The organism is Natrinema ejinorense, assembly GCF_002494345.1.
In the GTDB taxonomy this organism is placed as follows: Archaea; Halobacteriota; Halobacteria; order Halobacteriales; family Natrialbaceae; genus Natrinema; species Natrinema longum.
Genome location: NZ_NXNI01000001.1, coordinates 477,780 through 491,767 on the forward strand (window position 1 = coordinate 477,780; position 13,988 = coordinate 491,767).

The window sequence follows — 13,988 nt, forward strand, 5'->3', positions numbered from 1 at the left end:
CCGCGAGTCACGGAGAAACACTAACCGCAACGAGAGCCATTGGTCGGGATACGGAGAGCAGCTATGGCTATGGACGAACTCCTCGAGGGGACAGCGCTTACCGGTCGACAGGCGGCGATCATCTTCTTCAGTTTTCTCTGTTTGATCTTTCTCGCTGCGATATTGCTCATCGTCTTCAGCGACTTCTTCAGGGGGCTGATCGCGATCGATGGTTCCCTGCGGACGGTCGACCCCCGTCGGGTGGTCGCTGTCCTGTAGCGAGGACTGTCCTCGCGATCGCCGTCGATACCGCCACCTCACAGCAGTCGTCGACACGCTCCCAGCGGCGGGAACCACAGGACCTCGCCGCTCGAGTCGTCCCTGACTGCGGGGTGGAAGGCGTCGGCGTTTCGGACGAGCGGCGTCTGGAAGTCACTGCCGTCTTTCCCGTTGACGGTCGACCCGGCGGCAAGGCTGGTAAACGCGGGGAGCAGCAACACGTCCGTTCCGTCGTCGGTCGCCGGCCCGTAGAGGAAACACGGTCGCTTGCGACCGTCGATCGAGATCGCCGGATGGTCGTGGCCGACGATGTACCGATCGGCGGCCGCCTCGGGCTGTGCGTGACCGTGACAGACCACCGTCTCGCCGTCGGACAGCGCGTACTCGGCGGTCGTCTCGCCGTCGAATACGGTCTCGAGCATCGTATCGTGGTTGCCGGGCGTGACGAGCAGGTCGGCACCGGCCCCGTCGACGGCGTCGACGAGTCGGTCCACGTCGCGTTCCACTCCGCGTGGAATCCGCGAAAACGAGTGTAACAGGTCGCCCGCGATCACGACGGTCGCCGGCTCGGTGTCCGCGAGGAGCCCCTCCAGGCGTTCGAGGGTGTCGGTACCGTCGTCGAGTGGGACGTCCACCCGCGAGGCGGCCGCCTTCCCGAGGTGGGTATCGGCGAGGACGAGCGTCTCGGCGGCGGGAACGAAGACGGCGCGGTCGTAAAGGAGAAACGGAACGTCGACGTCGACAGCGGTCATCGATCGGTCTCGGGGTCGGACGACGCGTCGGGACCGGCGCCCGATTCCGTCCCGGTCGCGGCCGTCGCCGTCCCGCCGTCGGCTCTCGTCTCCTGGCCGAGCGCGTCGGCGAGGTCGTACTCCGACCCCGTCAGGATGTAGAGGACGTCCTCGAGGGGCTCGAGGACTTCGGGGAGACGACGGACGACGAGATAGGTGATCCCCAGCAGGGCGACGATCGCCAGCGCCTGGGAGATGAAATTGTGCGCGACGATGTAGGACGTTCGATCCGCGGGGGCCCCCATGAACTCCGTGGCGACGTAGACGAGCGCGTCCTGCTGGAACCAGCCCCACGGGGATGCCAGGCCGATGAAGACGTTCCGGACGAGATTGAGAACCCAGATGACGGCGATGGCCATCACGAAGGGAACGACCTTCCGCTTGAGCGGGGCTTTGACCGCGGCGATGAGTCCCCCGAAGATCGCCATGCTGCCGATGCCGGTACAGGACATGACGATGTACGTCGTTCGGCCGGTGACGGTCTCGTCGGAATCGAACGCAAACCGGCTCTGGTAGCCGTTTGCCCCCTCGTTGATACCGGGACTGTGTCCCAGCAGCTCCATCCCGAAGTGAGTCTGCGCCGCGGTCGTCTCGATCAGCCAGGTTCGGACGAACGGAATCGTCTCGGCAGGCAGGTAAATCAGCCCCATGAACGCGACCGCTTTCGACAACAGGAGCAGCGACTCGCGCCCCTGGACGAGTAGGTAGCCGGTGTAGGCACACAACGGCAGCGCCGCGAGCGTCAGCAGGGTCTCGATCGGGCTCTTGATCTCGAGGTAGTAGTGGGGCACCATCTTCAGCCAGAAAACCCCGAAGACGACCCACGCCGCTGCGGCGAGGTATCGCGCCGGATCGACGGCACCGTACCACTCGAGGATCATCGCCACGACGAACACGCCGATCGCGATCCACGCGAGCGAGTCTCCGAGCGGAATCGAACCGATAGTCATCGCGACCGTCGCTGGAAGGGCCGGCATACTCACGTCATTCCGACGGACTCTCCGGCTATCAACTTGACGCCTCGAGACGGGAGGAGTCGCCGACCGAACGACCGCGTACCTTTTTGCAACGCCCTCGAAAAGGCTAGCCACATGGTCGACGTCCTCGACAACAAGCGGGCTGCGACGCGATTCCGGATCCTCGTCCAGATCGCCGAGCGCCAGCCCGCGGTCAGCCAGGGTGAGATCGCCGGGGAAGTCGGCGTGACGAGCCAGGCCGTCAGCGAATACATCCGCGAACTCGTCGACGACGGCCTCGTGGAAAAGGAAGGGCGGTCGCGCTATCGCGTCACCCGCGAGGGTGTCGACTGGCTCTTCCGCGCGGCCGACGACGTCCGCCGGTTCGCCGACCACGTCACCGGAGACGTGCTGGGAGCGATGAGCGAGGACGCCTACATCGCGACCGAGGACATCGAAGAGGGCGAGACCGTCTCACTGACGGTCAAAGACGGATTGCTCCATGCCACGCCGGGCAGCGAGGGCCCGGCAACCGGTATCGCGACCACCGACGCCGAGGCCGGTACCGACGTCGGCGTCACCAGCTTCGAGGGCGTCATGGAACTCGATCCCGGCTCCGTGACCGTTCTACAGGTCCCCTCGATCCGCACCGGCGGGAGCCGCGCGATCGACGCCGGAACTGTCACCGAGGCCTGCGACGGGGCCGATGTCGTGGTCGCCGCCGGCGTCGAGGCCGTCGTCGCCTGTCGACAGGCGGGGACCGATCCCGACGTTACCTTCGCCGTCGGCGAGGTCGCAGCCGACGCCGCGAGCCACGGCCTCGCGGTCACCGCCGTCGCCACGACCGACGCCGTCGGCCGAGTCACCGATGCACTCCGGGACGCCGACGTCTCCTACGAAGTGCTCGAGGGCTGAGACCACCCATGGCACTCCGACTGGTCGCCTCCAGAACGTCCTCACGAGCCACCGCTCGTCGTTCGACGGAAAGCCGAAAACAGCTCGCGTCCCTCGTGACCGACACGACCCGTCGTCGCGGCGATCTCAACCGATATACCGCAGGTCGTCGTCGGTCGGCACGTCCATCGCCTGTTGTTGTTCCATCTCCTGAATCTTGCCGATGACTTCCTCCATCTCGTCGGCCCGCTCGTCGAGGGACTCGTAGTCGAGATCGAAGCCGAGTACCGCCTCGAGCACCTCGAGGACCGACCGAGCGCTTTTCGGGTCGACGAGGTAGCCGCTGGTTTCGCCCATGAGACACGCCGCCTCGAACCCGCGTCGATCGCCCAGTCCTAACAGGAGCCCGGAGACGCCGACGATACCGCCAGCGGGCTCGTCCTCGCGGAACTCGACGCCCGCGTCCTCGAGCGTCTCGAGCATCGATTCGTCGCTGACGGCCCCGACGACGGCGTACTCCTCGATGAGTTCACCGGTCGGAACGCCGCCGAGCGCGTACACCTCGCTCACGCCGAACTCCTCGGCGATGTCGAGGAAGGCGTCGGTCAGCGTGTAGTGACCCGCGTTGCTCTGGGCCTGATGATCGCCGGTCAGGAGCAGCAAATCCCGGCCCTCGGGCACGTCGATGGCGTACATCTCCGCACAGGTCAGTTCCGAGACGCCGTCCTCGACGCTTACCTGCGGCGGGAACTCCCGGGAATAGAGCCGCCGGACGAGCGTGCTCTCCCCTTCGAGTTCCTCGAGCAAGTGCTCGACGGCGAGGGTGCCGACGTGACCGACCCCCGGCAACCCCTCGACGAGAACGGGGTCGTCCAGTTCGACCTCGGCGACGACGTCGATCTCGAGTTCGTCCATACCGTATCAGCGGTTGCGACGTTTAAGAGCGCGTCGGTACTCGCCGTGTGGGTCGGTCGGATCCAGCGGTGCCGGGGCGCTGTTTACCGTCTCCGCACCACACGACGGGCAGGTCGCAGAAAGGGAATACACCGGACGGTCGTGGGCCTCGCGCCACGCCGAACACACCCGGATGTCGGATTTCATTACTCGTCGTCGGTGCGGCGTTCGCGGTGGTACTCGCCGCTGCCTCCGTGACCGGCGATCGCGGCGATCGCCCGGTCGGCGCTCGCCTCGAGCGCTGATTCGGCGGTCTTGTAGTTGGGTGCCTGCACCTCGATGCGGTACTCGGGCGCGCCGACGTAGCTCACTTCGAGGTCGACTTCTTCGGGCACCTCGCCGTTGCCTTCGGCCGCTTCGAGCGCCTCGCGGATGCCGTCGACGCCGCTTGGCGACGGGTTCTCGAGGTCGACGTAGCCGGTGACGTTGACGTAGGGCACCGAGACGTTCTCGCGGGCCGTTTCGACGATCGCGTCGACCTCGTCGTCGTCGAGATCGGTGTCCTCGAGGGCTTCCTCGCCGTGGATCGCGGCCTGCTTGAAGCCCTCGTAGAGCCCGCCGTGGATGGCGATCAGTTCGTTGGCGATGGCGGTGTAGTCCTCGTCGGCGATCTCCTCGCCGAAGGCCAGTTCCATCCAGTTGTCGGCCTTCTGCTCGTTTTTCCACTCCTGGATCTTGTCGGAGCGCTGGTGGTCGTTGACGTCCTTCAGGGAGAGGTCGATCTGCTGGGACCCCTTGTCGACGTCCAAGACCTTACAGACGGCGATCTGGCCTTCGCGGACGTGATCGCGGACGTTCTTGATCCACCCGCTCGCGACTTCCGAGATGTGGATCAGACCGCGTTTGTCCTCGTACTCCTCGAGATCGACGAAGACGCCGAAGTCCTCGATTTCGTCGATCTTGCCGACGACGAGTTCGCCGGGATCGGGCCAGCCGCTGTACTTCATCGTGACTCGACTGTTTCGAGGATCTCGTGTTCGATCTCGGCTTTGCCGCCGGTCGGTCGCACGAGCGTCGTCCCACAGACGGCGCAGGCGACCTCCGAGGAGGCCTTGCCGAAGACGGTCTGTTCGTTCTCGCAGTCACTGCATCGAACGCTGTAGAAATTTCCTGCCATTGGTATCACTCCTGGAACTCGAGTCGGCCGGCGCGCCATCCCTCGCGGAGGTGGGCCTTGCCGCATTCGCTGCAGCGGTATTTGAGGTCGGTCTTCTTCGTGGGCTTTTCGCCGCCGGGCACTTTCGAGAAGCGACCGGAGTTCCCGATGGTCGAACTGTTCCGTCGGGTTCGGCGAGCGTCCCACTTCATGCCGCTCGAGCGGCCGGTTCGGGACTTCTCGACTTCGTGTTCGTGGTGTTCGTTGCAGTGCGGACAGTACGTATTGAATCGGCGTGGCATCTGCATGGTTATCTCACTTGCTGTGGGCTAAGATAGCGCTGTTTAAAAAGCGTTTGATCGGCGGTTTCCACCGCCCCGAGTCGCGGGACGACGGTCGTCTGGATCGCACTCGGCCGACACTGCCGGGGTCTCCGAAGCGTTTAATCCGCTCTCCTGTGAATCACCGGCCATGAAGCAGCTCATCATCCACGGCGATCCCGGGATTCGCAACGGGGCCATCATCCGATACGAGGCCGACGAGGGGGAGGCGGAGGTGGTCTGTTTCGGGATCAACAGAAACGGCGAGTATCACGGTCCCGATCGGGTCCAGCTGTGGTGTACCGTCGGTCGCGAGGACGAGTACGAGGACTACGAGAAGCGAAACTTCACGCCCCACTTCCTCGACGTCGACCGTGTCGACGCCGAGGACGTCGAGGTCGTCCGGGCGAAGAGCGATCTCGCGATCTAGTAGCGGTCCACGCCTCCACTGTGGGATCGAATCCGGCGGTGTGCTCCCCGCCGACCCTGCAGTCGACTGGTGGACCGGTACTAGCTTGGCGGGGTTTTCAGACGGCGTCCGTTTCTGGGGACCGGAGACGCCACTGAGCGGACAGCGAGCCCAGCAGCCGACAATCGACGTGTCATCACACGTGACGACCACAAACGGGAAATTCGAGCCGCCGAGAGTGACGAATACGCTCGAGTACGACCACGACGATGAGTGATTCCCTGTCAGAGGCGGTCCGGATGCGAGCACGTGCGTTGCTCTCGACGACGCGGTTTGGCCAGTTCGCCGGCGTCGGGACCGTCGGAGCGGCCGTCGACAACGCGGTGCTCGTGGTGCTGGTCGAGGCGACGGTCCTCGGGCCGATCGTCGCCAAGGTACTCTCCTGGGAACTCGGTATCGTGATCATTTTCGCGATCAACGAACGCTGGACGTTCGCGGAGTACGGGACGGGTGGTATACGGTCGTTGGGCAGCCGATTCCTGCGGTCGAACCTGGTCCGATTCGGAGGGTTCCTGGTAACGCTGGGGGTACTCGCCGTGCTCGTCAGACGGTTCGACGTCTGGTACGTGGCCGCGAACGTGATCGGGATCGGCATCGGCTTCTTCGTCAACTACACCTGTGAGAGTCTCTACACCTGGCAGGTCCACCAGGAGTAGCGGTAGAAATCCGCATACGGCACCCGAATCACAACCCTTAACTAGCACACTCGGGTATGATGTGGTAGCGGGATGGGATAGCCAGGAGATTCCGGCGGGCTCATAACCCGCAGACCGGTAGTTCAAATCTACCTCCCGCTATGTTTTGGCGCGAACAAATCCGTGAGCGCCATCCATAGCATCCGAACCAGGGAGCAACTTCGCTGCGACCGTGGTTCAAATCTACTTCCTACCGTTTTCGAGGCGCACACCAACGAGGAACGGAGTGAGGAGTGCCTCGAAAATCGTCTCGAGTCGCTGTGAAGGAGACGACGAGGGACCGAAGTCGGCGTCGTTCAAGTCTCCCTCCTGCCACTTTTCAGGAACGTTGATTCGATCGACAAAACGGCCCGCAGAGCCGTTTACGCGTCCGCAGCGAGATAGTCACGCAGCCGTCGTCCCTGCGGATAGGTGAACGTCACCGTTCCGTGCAGGATCGATGGCGTCGAGAGCGGCTCGACGGGTGCGAACTCCTGAAACCGCGACCCTTCGGGGAACTCGAAGTCGACGCGGTCGACCTCGGCCTCGTACAGTTCGCTGACGAAGGGGATCGGGAACTCGAGCAGTTCGCTGACCTGTGCCCGGCCGCCCGCCGGGTCCGGGAACTGGCGGTGTGCGTAGTAGTGGAGGTGGCCGGTGAGCGTGTCGATTTGGTCGTCACCGACGCTCGCTTCGGCCTCGATGACCGGCTCGCCGTCGACCGAGAGCGTCGAGACGAGTTCGTCGCCGTCCTCGTCCCAGGTACACGACCCGTCGAGAGCTGGAACGCCACCGTTCTCGCGGGTGTAGCGCTGCATCTGCGCCGAGTCAGTCCAGTAGCCGACCCAGAACCGGCCGGGGACGGGAACCTCGCCCTGTGCACTACTGATCGCGCGGCTGTCGTGATCGGCGACTTCGACCGTCAGGTAGGTGAGCGTGTACGGATCGAGGTGACTCGTCCGATCCGCCGACGGCACCTGATACATGTTCAGCTGCACGAGCGTGTTCGGGTGGGGCTCGAGTCCGGGCGGCAGCGCGGCCTCGAGGACATCGGGGTCGGCCTCGTAGCCGACGATGAGCATGCGAGCGTCCTTGATCAGCTGTGGCGGCGAGACGGCCGTTCCGTCCGGCATTCCCGTGTACGTCTCCGGAGTGAACTGGTGGTCAGTCATGGGTGTGTCAGGCTACTTGTTCGCTTCGACGCCGAAGTCCTCGGGCGCGAAGACCTCGGGAACCGGTTCGTCTCGGACGCCGCGGATGTCGTCGAGGACGGGCTTGATGTAGGCCCGGAACAGCTCCGGGCGCTCGCTCATCGGGAAGTGACCCGTCGCCGTCATCTCGTGGGCGGTCGCGCCGTCGCCGATGGCCGCGGCGGCCTTGCGGGCGTCGTCGGGGTTGGTCAGGTAGTCGTACTCGCCGTTCATGAGGTACATTCGGACCTGTGTGGCGTCGATGTCGTCGGCGGAGTCGCGATAGTCGTGGTCCATCGAGTAGTAGTGGAGGTCCCCCTTGAGGACGCCGTTGGCACCCTGTTCGTACAGGTACAGCGTTTCGCGGCGCGCCCACTCCGGTCCGTGCGGGGCCATCAGTCCCCACGTCGCGTGGGAGTTGACGTCGTTCGCGTTGACGTGTGGGTGATCGAGCCACTGGATGTAGAAGCCGGGCGTGAATAGCCCCGCCTCGAGGCCGATCAGCGCCCGGAACCGCTCGGGGTACCAGTCGGCCAGTTCGAGCGTGACCGTCCCGCCCATGCTCGAGCCGACGAACACGGGTTCCTCGAGTTCGAGCGCGTCGGCGATCGAGACGATGGTGTCGGTAAACCGCTCGGCGGTGAGGTCGTACTGGTCGGCCCACCAGGATTCGCTCGACGGCGGCACCGATTTTCCGTGGCGGGGCAGGTCGTAGGCGACCACCCGGAAGTGCTCCGTGATTTCTGGATCGTTCAGCACGTGCCGCCACTGCTGGTTGTTACAGCCGGCCGTGTGCTGACAGAGCAGCGGGATGCCGTCTTCGGGGCCGGCCGCCTCGTAGTAGATGCGGTGGTCGACGCCGTCGAGGTCGACGGTGACGTACTTGCCCGTGATGGGCTCGTCCGTCGCCTCCTGTGGCCGATTGGTGCCTGCAGTACGCGGTTCGTCCCCGTTGTGTGCGGTCCGCATCAGGTCGAGTGTCCGCTGGAACGCCCGGAAGTTCTGGAAGATCTTCTTGTGGTTCCCGATCAGGTCGAAGTAGCCCTCCTCGCCCTTGACTGCGGTCCGGTAGAAGGAGGCAAACACCTCGTTGTGGTGGGCCGGTGGGACCTCGCTGACGAACTGCTCCCAGGCCTCTCGTGGCCCGACGACGCCGAACGACCACGCGTCGTCCAGCCCCGGCGTCCGAACGTCCTGTATCTCGCCGCCCTGCATCTCGAGCAAGAAGTGCTCGTCACCGATCCCGACGAGGAAGTCGTCGTCGAACGCGTCCCTGCCGTGTCGTTTCAGCTCCGGATCCGCGTTGACGGTCTCTCGATACTCGCTCCACCACGCGTCGCTGGCTAGCGTGTTCTCTGCCATCGATCGGTCTTCGGTCTTCTCCCTAATAGTGTAGTATGGTAACTATCAACTATATTGGTGGGATCCGCGCCGCCGCTGTCCCTATTCCAGGAACGGTGGACGGCTACTCACTCGATGATCTCGAGTTCGGTGCGATCGACGAGTCCCCGAGCGCTGGCGTCCGCGCGGGTCACACCGACGGTAATCGTGTAGGTGCCGGGACCGACGGGCTCCCACTCGTCGTCGGCGACCTGGATCCGCTGGGGCCACCGGCGTCGGAAGCGTTTCCGTTCGTTTCGTGCGAACGAAAAGGTCGCCGGCCGATCGGGAACGGCCCGCGGGACCCGGGAGGCTTCGCGAAGCCCGTCGACCCGCCACCGCCAGCGGTTCGGCGACTCGGTCCGGATTCGGACGGGGATCGGGAGCCGATTCCGAAACTCGATGCGGAGTTCGACTGGGTCGCCGGGTTCGTACCGGCGTCTCTCCGTCGAGACGGTGACGTCGATCGCCCGGTGGCGAACTGCCGTCGGAGTGATCGCGTGGCTGAACGCCGCCCAGTCGATCGTTCGAGCGGTCGGCTCATCGTCCTCGAGGCCCCCAGGGGTGAACGGCTCGTCGTCCGCGCGCTCGAGCGCGCGAGACTGGTAAATCCGTCTCATCGTCGGCCGTCTCCCCCGCCCCGGTTGTCGCCCTCGAATTGCTCGTCGAACCGATGGCAGGCGATCGGGTGCTGGGCCGCCCCCGCGGTTAGCTCCGGCTCGGTCGTTTCGCAGGGCGTCTCGAACGCTTCGGCGAGACGCCGTCGTGCGGCCTCGAGATCGCCGTCCATCGCGGGCTCGAGGGCGTTCGTGAGGGCGACCTCCGCGTTCGGGTCGGAGAGCCGCCGGGGAATCCCGGTGGCGTCCCGGAGCGCCGCCGATCGGTCCTCGGGGCCGTCGGATCTCGAGTACAGTGCGTCGAGGTCACCGTCCGCATCCGCCTCGGCGAGTCGGGTTCGAAGCGCCATGATCGAACGGACCGTCTCACCATCGACATCGTACGCCGCCGGCGGGACGAGCTTCGGACAGCGCGTGTGGAACCGACAGCCAGAGGGAGGATCCGTCGGCGACGGCACCGCCCCCTCGAGGACGATCCGGTCGCCCTCCCAGCAGGGGTCGGGCTCGGGGATCGCCGACAGCAGCGCCTCGGTATAGGGATGGGACGGCTCGTCGAAGACTTCGGGGGTCGTCCCGGTTTCGACGATCTCACCGAGATACATGACGGCGACCCGGTCAGCGATGTGCTCGACGACGGAGAGATCGTGGGCGATGAACAGATACGAGAGCCCGAACTCCGCTTGCAGGTCGGAGAGCAGGTTGAGGATCCGCGCTTGCACCGAGACGTCGAGCGCGGAGACCGGTTCGTCACAGACGACGAATTCGGGTTCGACGGCGAGTGCACGCGCGATGGCGATCCGCTGGCGCTGGCCCCCCGAGAACTCGCGTGGGTATCGAGTCGCGTGGTCGGCCTGCAACCCGACCGTCTGGAGCAACTCGCGCACGCGCGAGTCACGTTCCTCTGGAGGAACGATGTCGTGAACTGCGAGCGCCTCGCCGACGATCTCGTCGACCGTCAGTTGTGGGTTCAGGCTCGCCATGGGGTTCTGGAAGACGTACTGGATCTCGGTCCGCAACGCCCGGCGTTCCGACCGGGAACGGTCGGCGAGGTCGGTCCCGCGATAGGAGATCGTGCCGCCAGTTGGCTCGAGCAGTCCGACGAGCGCTCGGCCAAGCGTCGTCTTCCCGCAGCCGCTCTCGCCGACGAGCCCGAGCGTCTCCCCCTCGCGGATTTCGAGGTCGACGCCGTCGACCGCCCGGACCGTCTCGCCGCGGCCGAGCAGCCGATCGAGGACCCCGTCGGTCGACGAATAGTATTTCTCGAGCCCCTCGGCTCGGACGAGTGTCTCGTCGGTTGTCGCCGTCATCCCGACTCACCCCGCCGTTCCGGGCCGGTATCGGTTCCGCCGCCCTCGTCTCGGACCTGAACGTCGTAGTCCAGCCCCTCCTCGAGGTCGCCGGTGTACTCGAGGCAGGCGGCGAGGTGCGTCTCGGGACCGGCGTCGGCGGCTGGCGTTCCCGAGTCGGTCTCGATGAGCGGCGGCGTGCGTCTGGCACACGCCGTCTCGGCGTAGGGACAGCGGGGGTGGAACCGGCAGCCGGTCGGCGGATCGACGAGGGATGGCGTCGTTCCGGGCACCGTCGTGAGACGCTCGCTGTCGTCGCCCAGCCGGGGGATCGAGGCCAGCAATCCGACGGTGTAGGGGTGTTTCGGATCGTAGTACAGCGCTTCGACCGGTGCGCGCTCGACGATTTCGCCGGCGTACTGGACGACCACCCGGTCACACAGCTCGGCGACGATCCCCAGGTCGTGGGTGACCAACTGGATCGCCGTCTCGGACTCCCGGGCGAGGTCGTCGAGCAACTCGAGGATGCCGGCCTGGACGGTGACGTCGAGCCCGGTCGTCGGCTCGTCACAGACGAGCAGGGCGGGATCGCAGGATAGCGCCATCGCGATGACGACTCGCTGTTGCATTCCCCCGGAGAACTCGTGGGGGTAGTCCGCGTACCGCGTCGCCGGGTTGGGGATGCCGACCCGCTCGAGGAGATCGATCGCCCGCTCGCGGGCCTGGGTGTCGGTAACGTCGTCGTGGGCACGAATCGCTTCGGCGATCTGTTCGCCGACCGTGTAGACCGGATCGAGCGCCGCCTCGGCGTCCTGGAAAACCATCGCGATCTCGTTGCCCCGAATCGCTCTGAGCTCCTCGGCCGAGCACTCCCGGACGTCCCGTCCCTGGAATCGGATCTCGCCGCTCACGATCTCGCCGGGGGCCTGGATCAGGCGAAGCAAGGCGAGGCTGGCGACGCTCTTGCCGGCACCGCTCTCGCCGACCAGCCCGACCGTCTCGCCGGCCCGGATCTCGTAGCTGATCCCGTCGACCGCCCGAACCACGCCGTCGTCGGTGTAAAACTGGACGACGAGATCCTCGACCTCGAGCAGCGCCATCAGCGCATCCGCCTCCGGTCGTCGCTGCCGTCTCGATCCGGATCGAGCGCGTCGTTGATCCCGTCGCCGACGAGGTTGATCGCCAGCACGAACAAGAAGATCGCCGCGCCGGGGAAGACGGTAACGTGCCAGTACCCCTGCACGAGCGTGTCACGACCTCGCGAGAGCATCGCACCCCACTCCGCGCTCCCGGGCTCGAGGCCGAGGCCGAGAAAGCCAAGCGCCGCTGCCGTGAGGACGACCGTGCCGACGTTGAGCGTCGCCTGCACGACGACCGGCGCGATCGCGTTCGGCACGACGTGTCTGTGAATGATCCGCCGATCCGGGACGCCGAGTGCTCTGGCAGCCGTGACGTACTCGCGTTCCCGCACCGAGAGGATTTCGCCGCGTAACAGTCGCGCGTAGCTGAGCCAGCCGGTGATCCCGAGCGCGATCACCACCGTCCAGATACCCCCGCCGATGATCGGCACCGGCTCGAGGATCGGGACGATCGCGATCGCCAGGACCAGAAACGGGAAGGCGTACAGCACGTCGACGAGCCGCATGATGACGTCGTCGACCCAGCCGCCGAAATAGCCCGCGACCGCACCCAGGGGAATCCCGATACACAGCGCCACCGCGACGGCGACGAGGCCGATTCCAAGGGTGTAGCGGCCGCCGACGAGTACGCGGGCGAACTGATCGCGTCCCGCCCAGTCGGTCCCGAACGGATGCGACCAGGAGGGGGGCGCGTTCGCCGGCCCGACGAACGGCTCGTGGGGGTCGTGGGGAGCCAGCGCGAACGGCTGGAGCGTGAGCGTGTACTCCGCCGTCGACACCTCGATCGGCCGGCCGAAGATCGCAAGCACTGCCATCACGCCGAGCACGACCAGCCCACCCATCGCCGCGCGATTCCGCCGGAACCGAACCCATGCTTTCTCGAGGCGACCGTGTCCCGTTTCCGGGGAGTCAGTCTCGGTCGTCGTTGCTGTCGTCGCCGAACGCGACTCCGCGTTATCGAAGCCGACGATGCGGATCCGGCCGCGTTCGGTGGTGGATTGTCGGTCACTCATAGCTCAGTATCGAATGCGTGGATCGAGTACCGCGTAGACGACGTCGACGAGGAGGTTCGCGAGGACGATCGTGACGCCGATGAGCAAAACCCCGGCCTGGATGACCGGGTAGTCTCGCTGCAGGATCGATCGGACCAGCAGCCGTCCCATGCCGGGCCAGGAAAAGATCTGCTCGACGACGACCGCACCGTCGATCAGGAACGCCAACTGGATCCCGGTGACCGTCACGACCGGCAACAGGGCGTTTCGCAGCACGTGTTTCAGGATCACGGTTCGCTCGCGTAATCCTTTCGCGCGTGCGGCCCGGACGTACGCCGCGTCGAGTTCCCGTCGCATCGATGATCGAAGCAATCGCGTGACGAACGCGGCCGAGGCCGTTCCGAGCGTGAGCGTCGGTAAAATCATGAATTTCGCCATCGCGAGACTCACGAGCGGCGCGTCGGGAGGAATAACCCGGAACCAGCCCAACCGGACGCTAAAGACCAGCAACAAGACGAGGCCGAGCCAGAAGTTCGGCGTCGCGATGCCCGCGAGTGCAGCGAGCCGACTCAGTTCGTCGGCCGGCTCGCCCTGTCTGACCGCGGCGACGATACCGGCCGGCACGCCGATCGCGAGCGCGAGCAGCCACGCAGCTCCTCCGAGCGCGAGCGTCGCGGGAAGCCGCCGGCCGATCGTCGCCGCGACGCGCCGGCCGGTGATCGGTGACCGCCCGAACTCGAGGGTGAGGGCGTCCCACAGCCACAGCAGGTACTGTTCCCACACCGGTCGGTCGAGGCGATACTCGGCCCGAATCGACGCTTCGGTCCCGGCTGCGACGTCTCGGTACCCGACGATCGCGTCGACCGCATCGCCCGGCAGGACGTGGACGAACGAGAACGTCAGCGCCGTGACGCCGACGAGGACCGGAACCGTGACCAACAGCCGTTTACAGACGTATCTACCGAGCGACAT

At 65.7% G+C, this 13,988-nt stretch carries 18 protein-coding genes and 1 tRNA gene; 5 read left to right on the forward strand and 14 right to left on the reverse strand.

Annotated elements, in window-relative coordinates; genetic code table 11:
- The first annotated feature begins 63 nt into the window (after positions 1-63).
- Positions 64-258 carry a hypothetical protein gene (locus CP557_RS02535; protein ID WP_097378451.1) on the forward strand — a complete coding sequence of 65 codons (195 nt, stop codon included), beginning with the start codon at positions 64-66 and terminating at the stop codon, positions 256-258.
- A gap of 38 nt (positions 259-296) precedes the next feature.
- Here CP557_RS02535 and CP557_RS02540 read toward each other — a convergent pair whose 3' ends face one another.
- On the reverse strand, positions 297-1,010 hold the full coding sequence (locus tag CP557_RS02540) for a metallophosphoesterase (RefSeq protein WP_097378452.1): 714 nt from the start codon (positions 1,008-1,010) through the stop codon (positions 297-299).
- Positions 1,007-2,026 carry an archaeosortase A gene (gene artA, locus CP557_RS02545; RefSeq protein WP_097378453.1) on the reverse strand — a complete coding sequence of 340 codons (1,020 nt, stop codon included), beginning with the start codon at positions 2,024-2,026 and terminating at the stop codon, positions 1,007-1,009. The genes CP557_RS02540 and artA overlap by 4 nt, the downstream gene beginning before the upstream one ends.
- A gap of 114 nt (positions 2,027-2,140) precedes the next feature.
- Here artA and CP557_RS02550 point away from each other — a divergent pair, with 114 nt between their 5' ends.
- Positions 2,141-2,920, forward strand: coding sequence for a DUF7839 domain-containing protein (locus tag CP557_RS02550; protein ID WP_097378454.1), 780 nt, complete (start codon positions 2,141-2,143; stop codon positions 2,918-2,920).
- A 126-nt stretch (positions 2,921-3,046) separates the two neighbouring features.
- On the opposite strand, the gene CP557_RS02555 is transcribed toward CP557_RS02550, so the two are convergent.
- From CP557_RS02555 to CP557_RS02575, 5 genes are read right to left on the reverse strand one after another with little or no spacing between them, the layout of a single operon-like run.
- Positions 3,047-3,814: a proteasome assembly chaperone family protein gene (locus CP557_RS02555; protein WP_097378455.1), complete on the reverse strand. Its 768-nt coding sequence runs from the start codon at positions 3,812-3,814 to the stop codon at positions 3,047-3,049.
- A gap of 6 nt (positions 3,815-3,820) precedes the next feature.
- Positions 3,821-4,000 (reverse strand): RNA-protein complex protein Nop10, encoded by a 180-nt coding sequence (locus CP557_RS02560; RefSeq protein ID WP_097378456.1) that lies wholly within the window; start codon positions 3,998-4,000, stop codon positions 3,821-3,823.
- The gene (locus CP557_RS02565) at positions 4,000-4,800 is read right to left on the reverse strand and encodes a translation initiation factor IF-2 subunit alpha (RefSeq protein WP_097378457.1); all 801 of its coding nucleotides are present in this window, start codon (positions 4,798-4,800) and stop codon (positions 4,000-4,002) included. Before CP557_RS02565 ends, CP557_RS02560 begins: the two co-directional genes overlap by 1 nt.
- The gene (locus tag CP557_RS02570) at positions 4,797-4,970 is read right to left on the reverse strand and encodes a 30S ribosomal protein S27e (protein WP_097378458.1); all 174 of its coding nucleotides are present in this window, start codon (positions 4,968-4,970) and stop codon (positions 4,797-4,799) included. The genes CP557_RS02565 and CP557_RS02570 overlap by 4 nt, the downstream gene beginning before the upstream one ends.
- Before the next feature lie 5 nt (positions 4,971-4,975).
- Positions 4,976-5,257, reverse strand: coding sequence for a 50S ribosomal protein L44e (locus tag CP557_RS02575; protein WP_097378459.1), 282 nt, complete (start codon positions 5,255-5,257; stop codon positions 4,976-4,978).
- A gap of 163 nt (positions 5,258-5,420) precedes the next feature.
- Here CP557_RS02575 and CP557_RS02580 point away from each other — a divergent pair, with 163 nt between their 5' ends.
- The 3 genes from CP557_RS02580 to CP557_RS02595 all read left to right on the forward strand — a co-directional run bounded on the left by CP557_RS02580 (position 5,421) and on the right by CP557_RS02595 (position 6,535).
- Positions 5,421-5,699 carry an HAH_0734 family protein gene (locus tag CP557_RS02580; RefSeq protein ID WP_097378460.1) on the forward strand — a complete coding sequence of 93 codons (279 nt, stop codon included), beginning with the start codon at positions 5,421-5,423 and terminating at the stop codon, positions 5,697-5,699.
- Positions 5,700-5,947: 248 nt separating this feature from the next.
- Positions 5,948-6,394 carry a GtrA family protein gene (locus tag CP557_RS02590; protein WP_097378462.1) on the forward strand — a complete coding sequence of 149 codons (447 nt, stop codon included), beginning with the start codon at positions 5,948-5,950 and terminating at the stop codon, positions 6,392-6,394.
- Positions 6,395-6,460: 66 nt separating this feature from the next.
- A tRNA-Met gene (locus CP557_RS02595) sits at positions 6,461-6,535 on the forward strand.
- A 260-nt stretch (positions 6,536-6,795) separates the two neighbouring features.
- On the opposite strand, the gene CP557_RS02600 is transcribed toward CP557_RS02595, so the two are convergent.
- From CP557_RS02600 to CP557_RS02630, 7 genes are all read right to left on the reverse strand, one after another.
- Positions 6,796-7,584 carry an acetoacetate decarboxylase family protein gene (locus CP557_RS02600; RefSeq protein WP_097378463.1) on the reverse strand — a complete coding sequence of 263 codons (789 nt, stop codon included), beginning with the start codon at positions 7,582-7,584 and terminating at the stop codon, positions 6,796-6,798.
- 12 nt (positions 7,585-7,596) lie between these two features.
- A complete protein-coding gene (locus tag CP557_RS02605) occupies positions 7,597-8,964 on the reverse strand; it encodes an alpha/beta fold hydrolase (RefSeq protein WP_097378464.1) in 1,368 nt (455 codons plus the stop codon).
- Between the two features lie 107 nt (positions 8,965-9,071).
- Positions 9,072-9,602, reverse strand: a complete 531-nt coding sequence (locus CP557_RS02610; RefSeq protein ID WP_097378465.1) for a hypothetical protein — start codon at positions 9,600-9,602, stop codon at positions 9,072-9,074.
- Positions 9,599-10,906: an ABC transporter ATP-binding protein gene (locus CP557_RS02615; RefSeq protein WP_097378466.1), complete on the reverse strand. Its 1,308-nt coding sequence runs from the start codon at positions 10,904-10,906 to the stop codon at positions 9,599-9,601. Before CP557_RS02615 ends, CP557_RS02610 begins: the two co-directional genes overlap by 4 nt.
- A complete protein-coding gene (locus tag CP557_RS02620) occupies positions 10,903-11,985 on the reverse strand; it encodes an ABC transporter ATP-binding protein (RefSeq protein WP_097378467.1) in 1,083 nt (360 codons plus the stop codon). The genes CP557_RS02615 and CP557_RS02620 overlap by 4 nt, the downstream gene beginning before the upstream one ends.
- The gene (locus CP557_RS02625) at positions 11,985-13,037 is read right to left on the reverse strand and encodes an ABC transporter permease (RefSeq protein ID WP_097378468.1); all 1,053 of its coding nucleotides are present in this window, start codon (positions 13,035-13,037) and stop codon (positions 11,985-11,987) included. Before CP557_RS02625 ends, CP557_RS02620 begins: the two co-directional genes overlap by 1 nt.
- A gap of 3 nt (positions 13,038-13,040) precedes the next feature.
- Positions 13,041-13,988 (reverse strand): ABC transporter permease, encoded by a 948-nt coding sequence (locus CP557_RS02630; RefSeq protein ID WP_097378469.1) that lies wholly within the window; start codon positions 13,986-13,988, stop codon positions 13,041-13,043.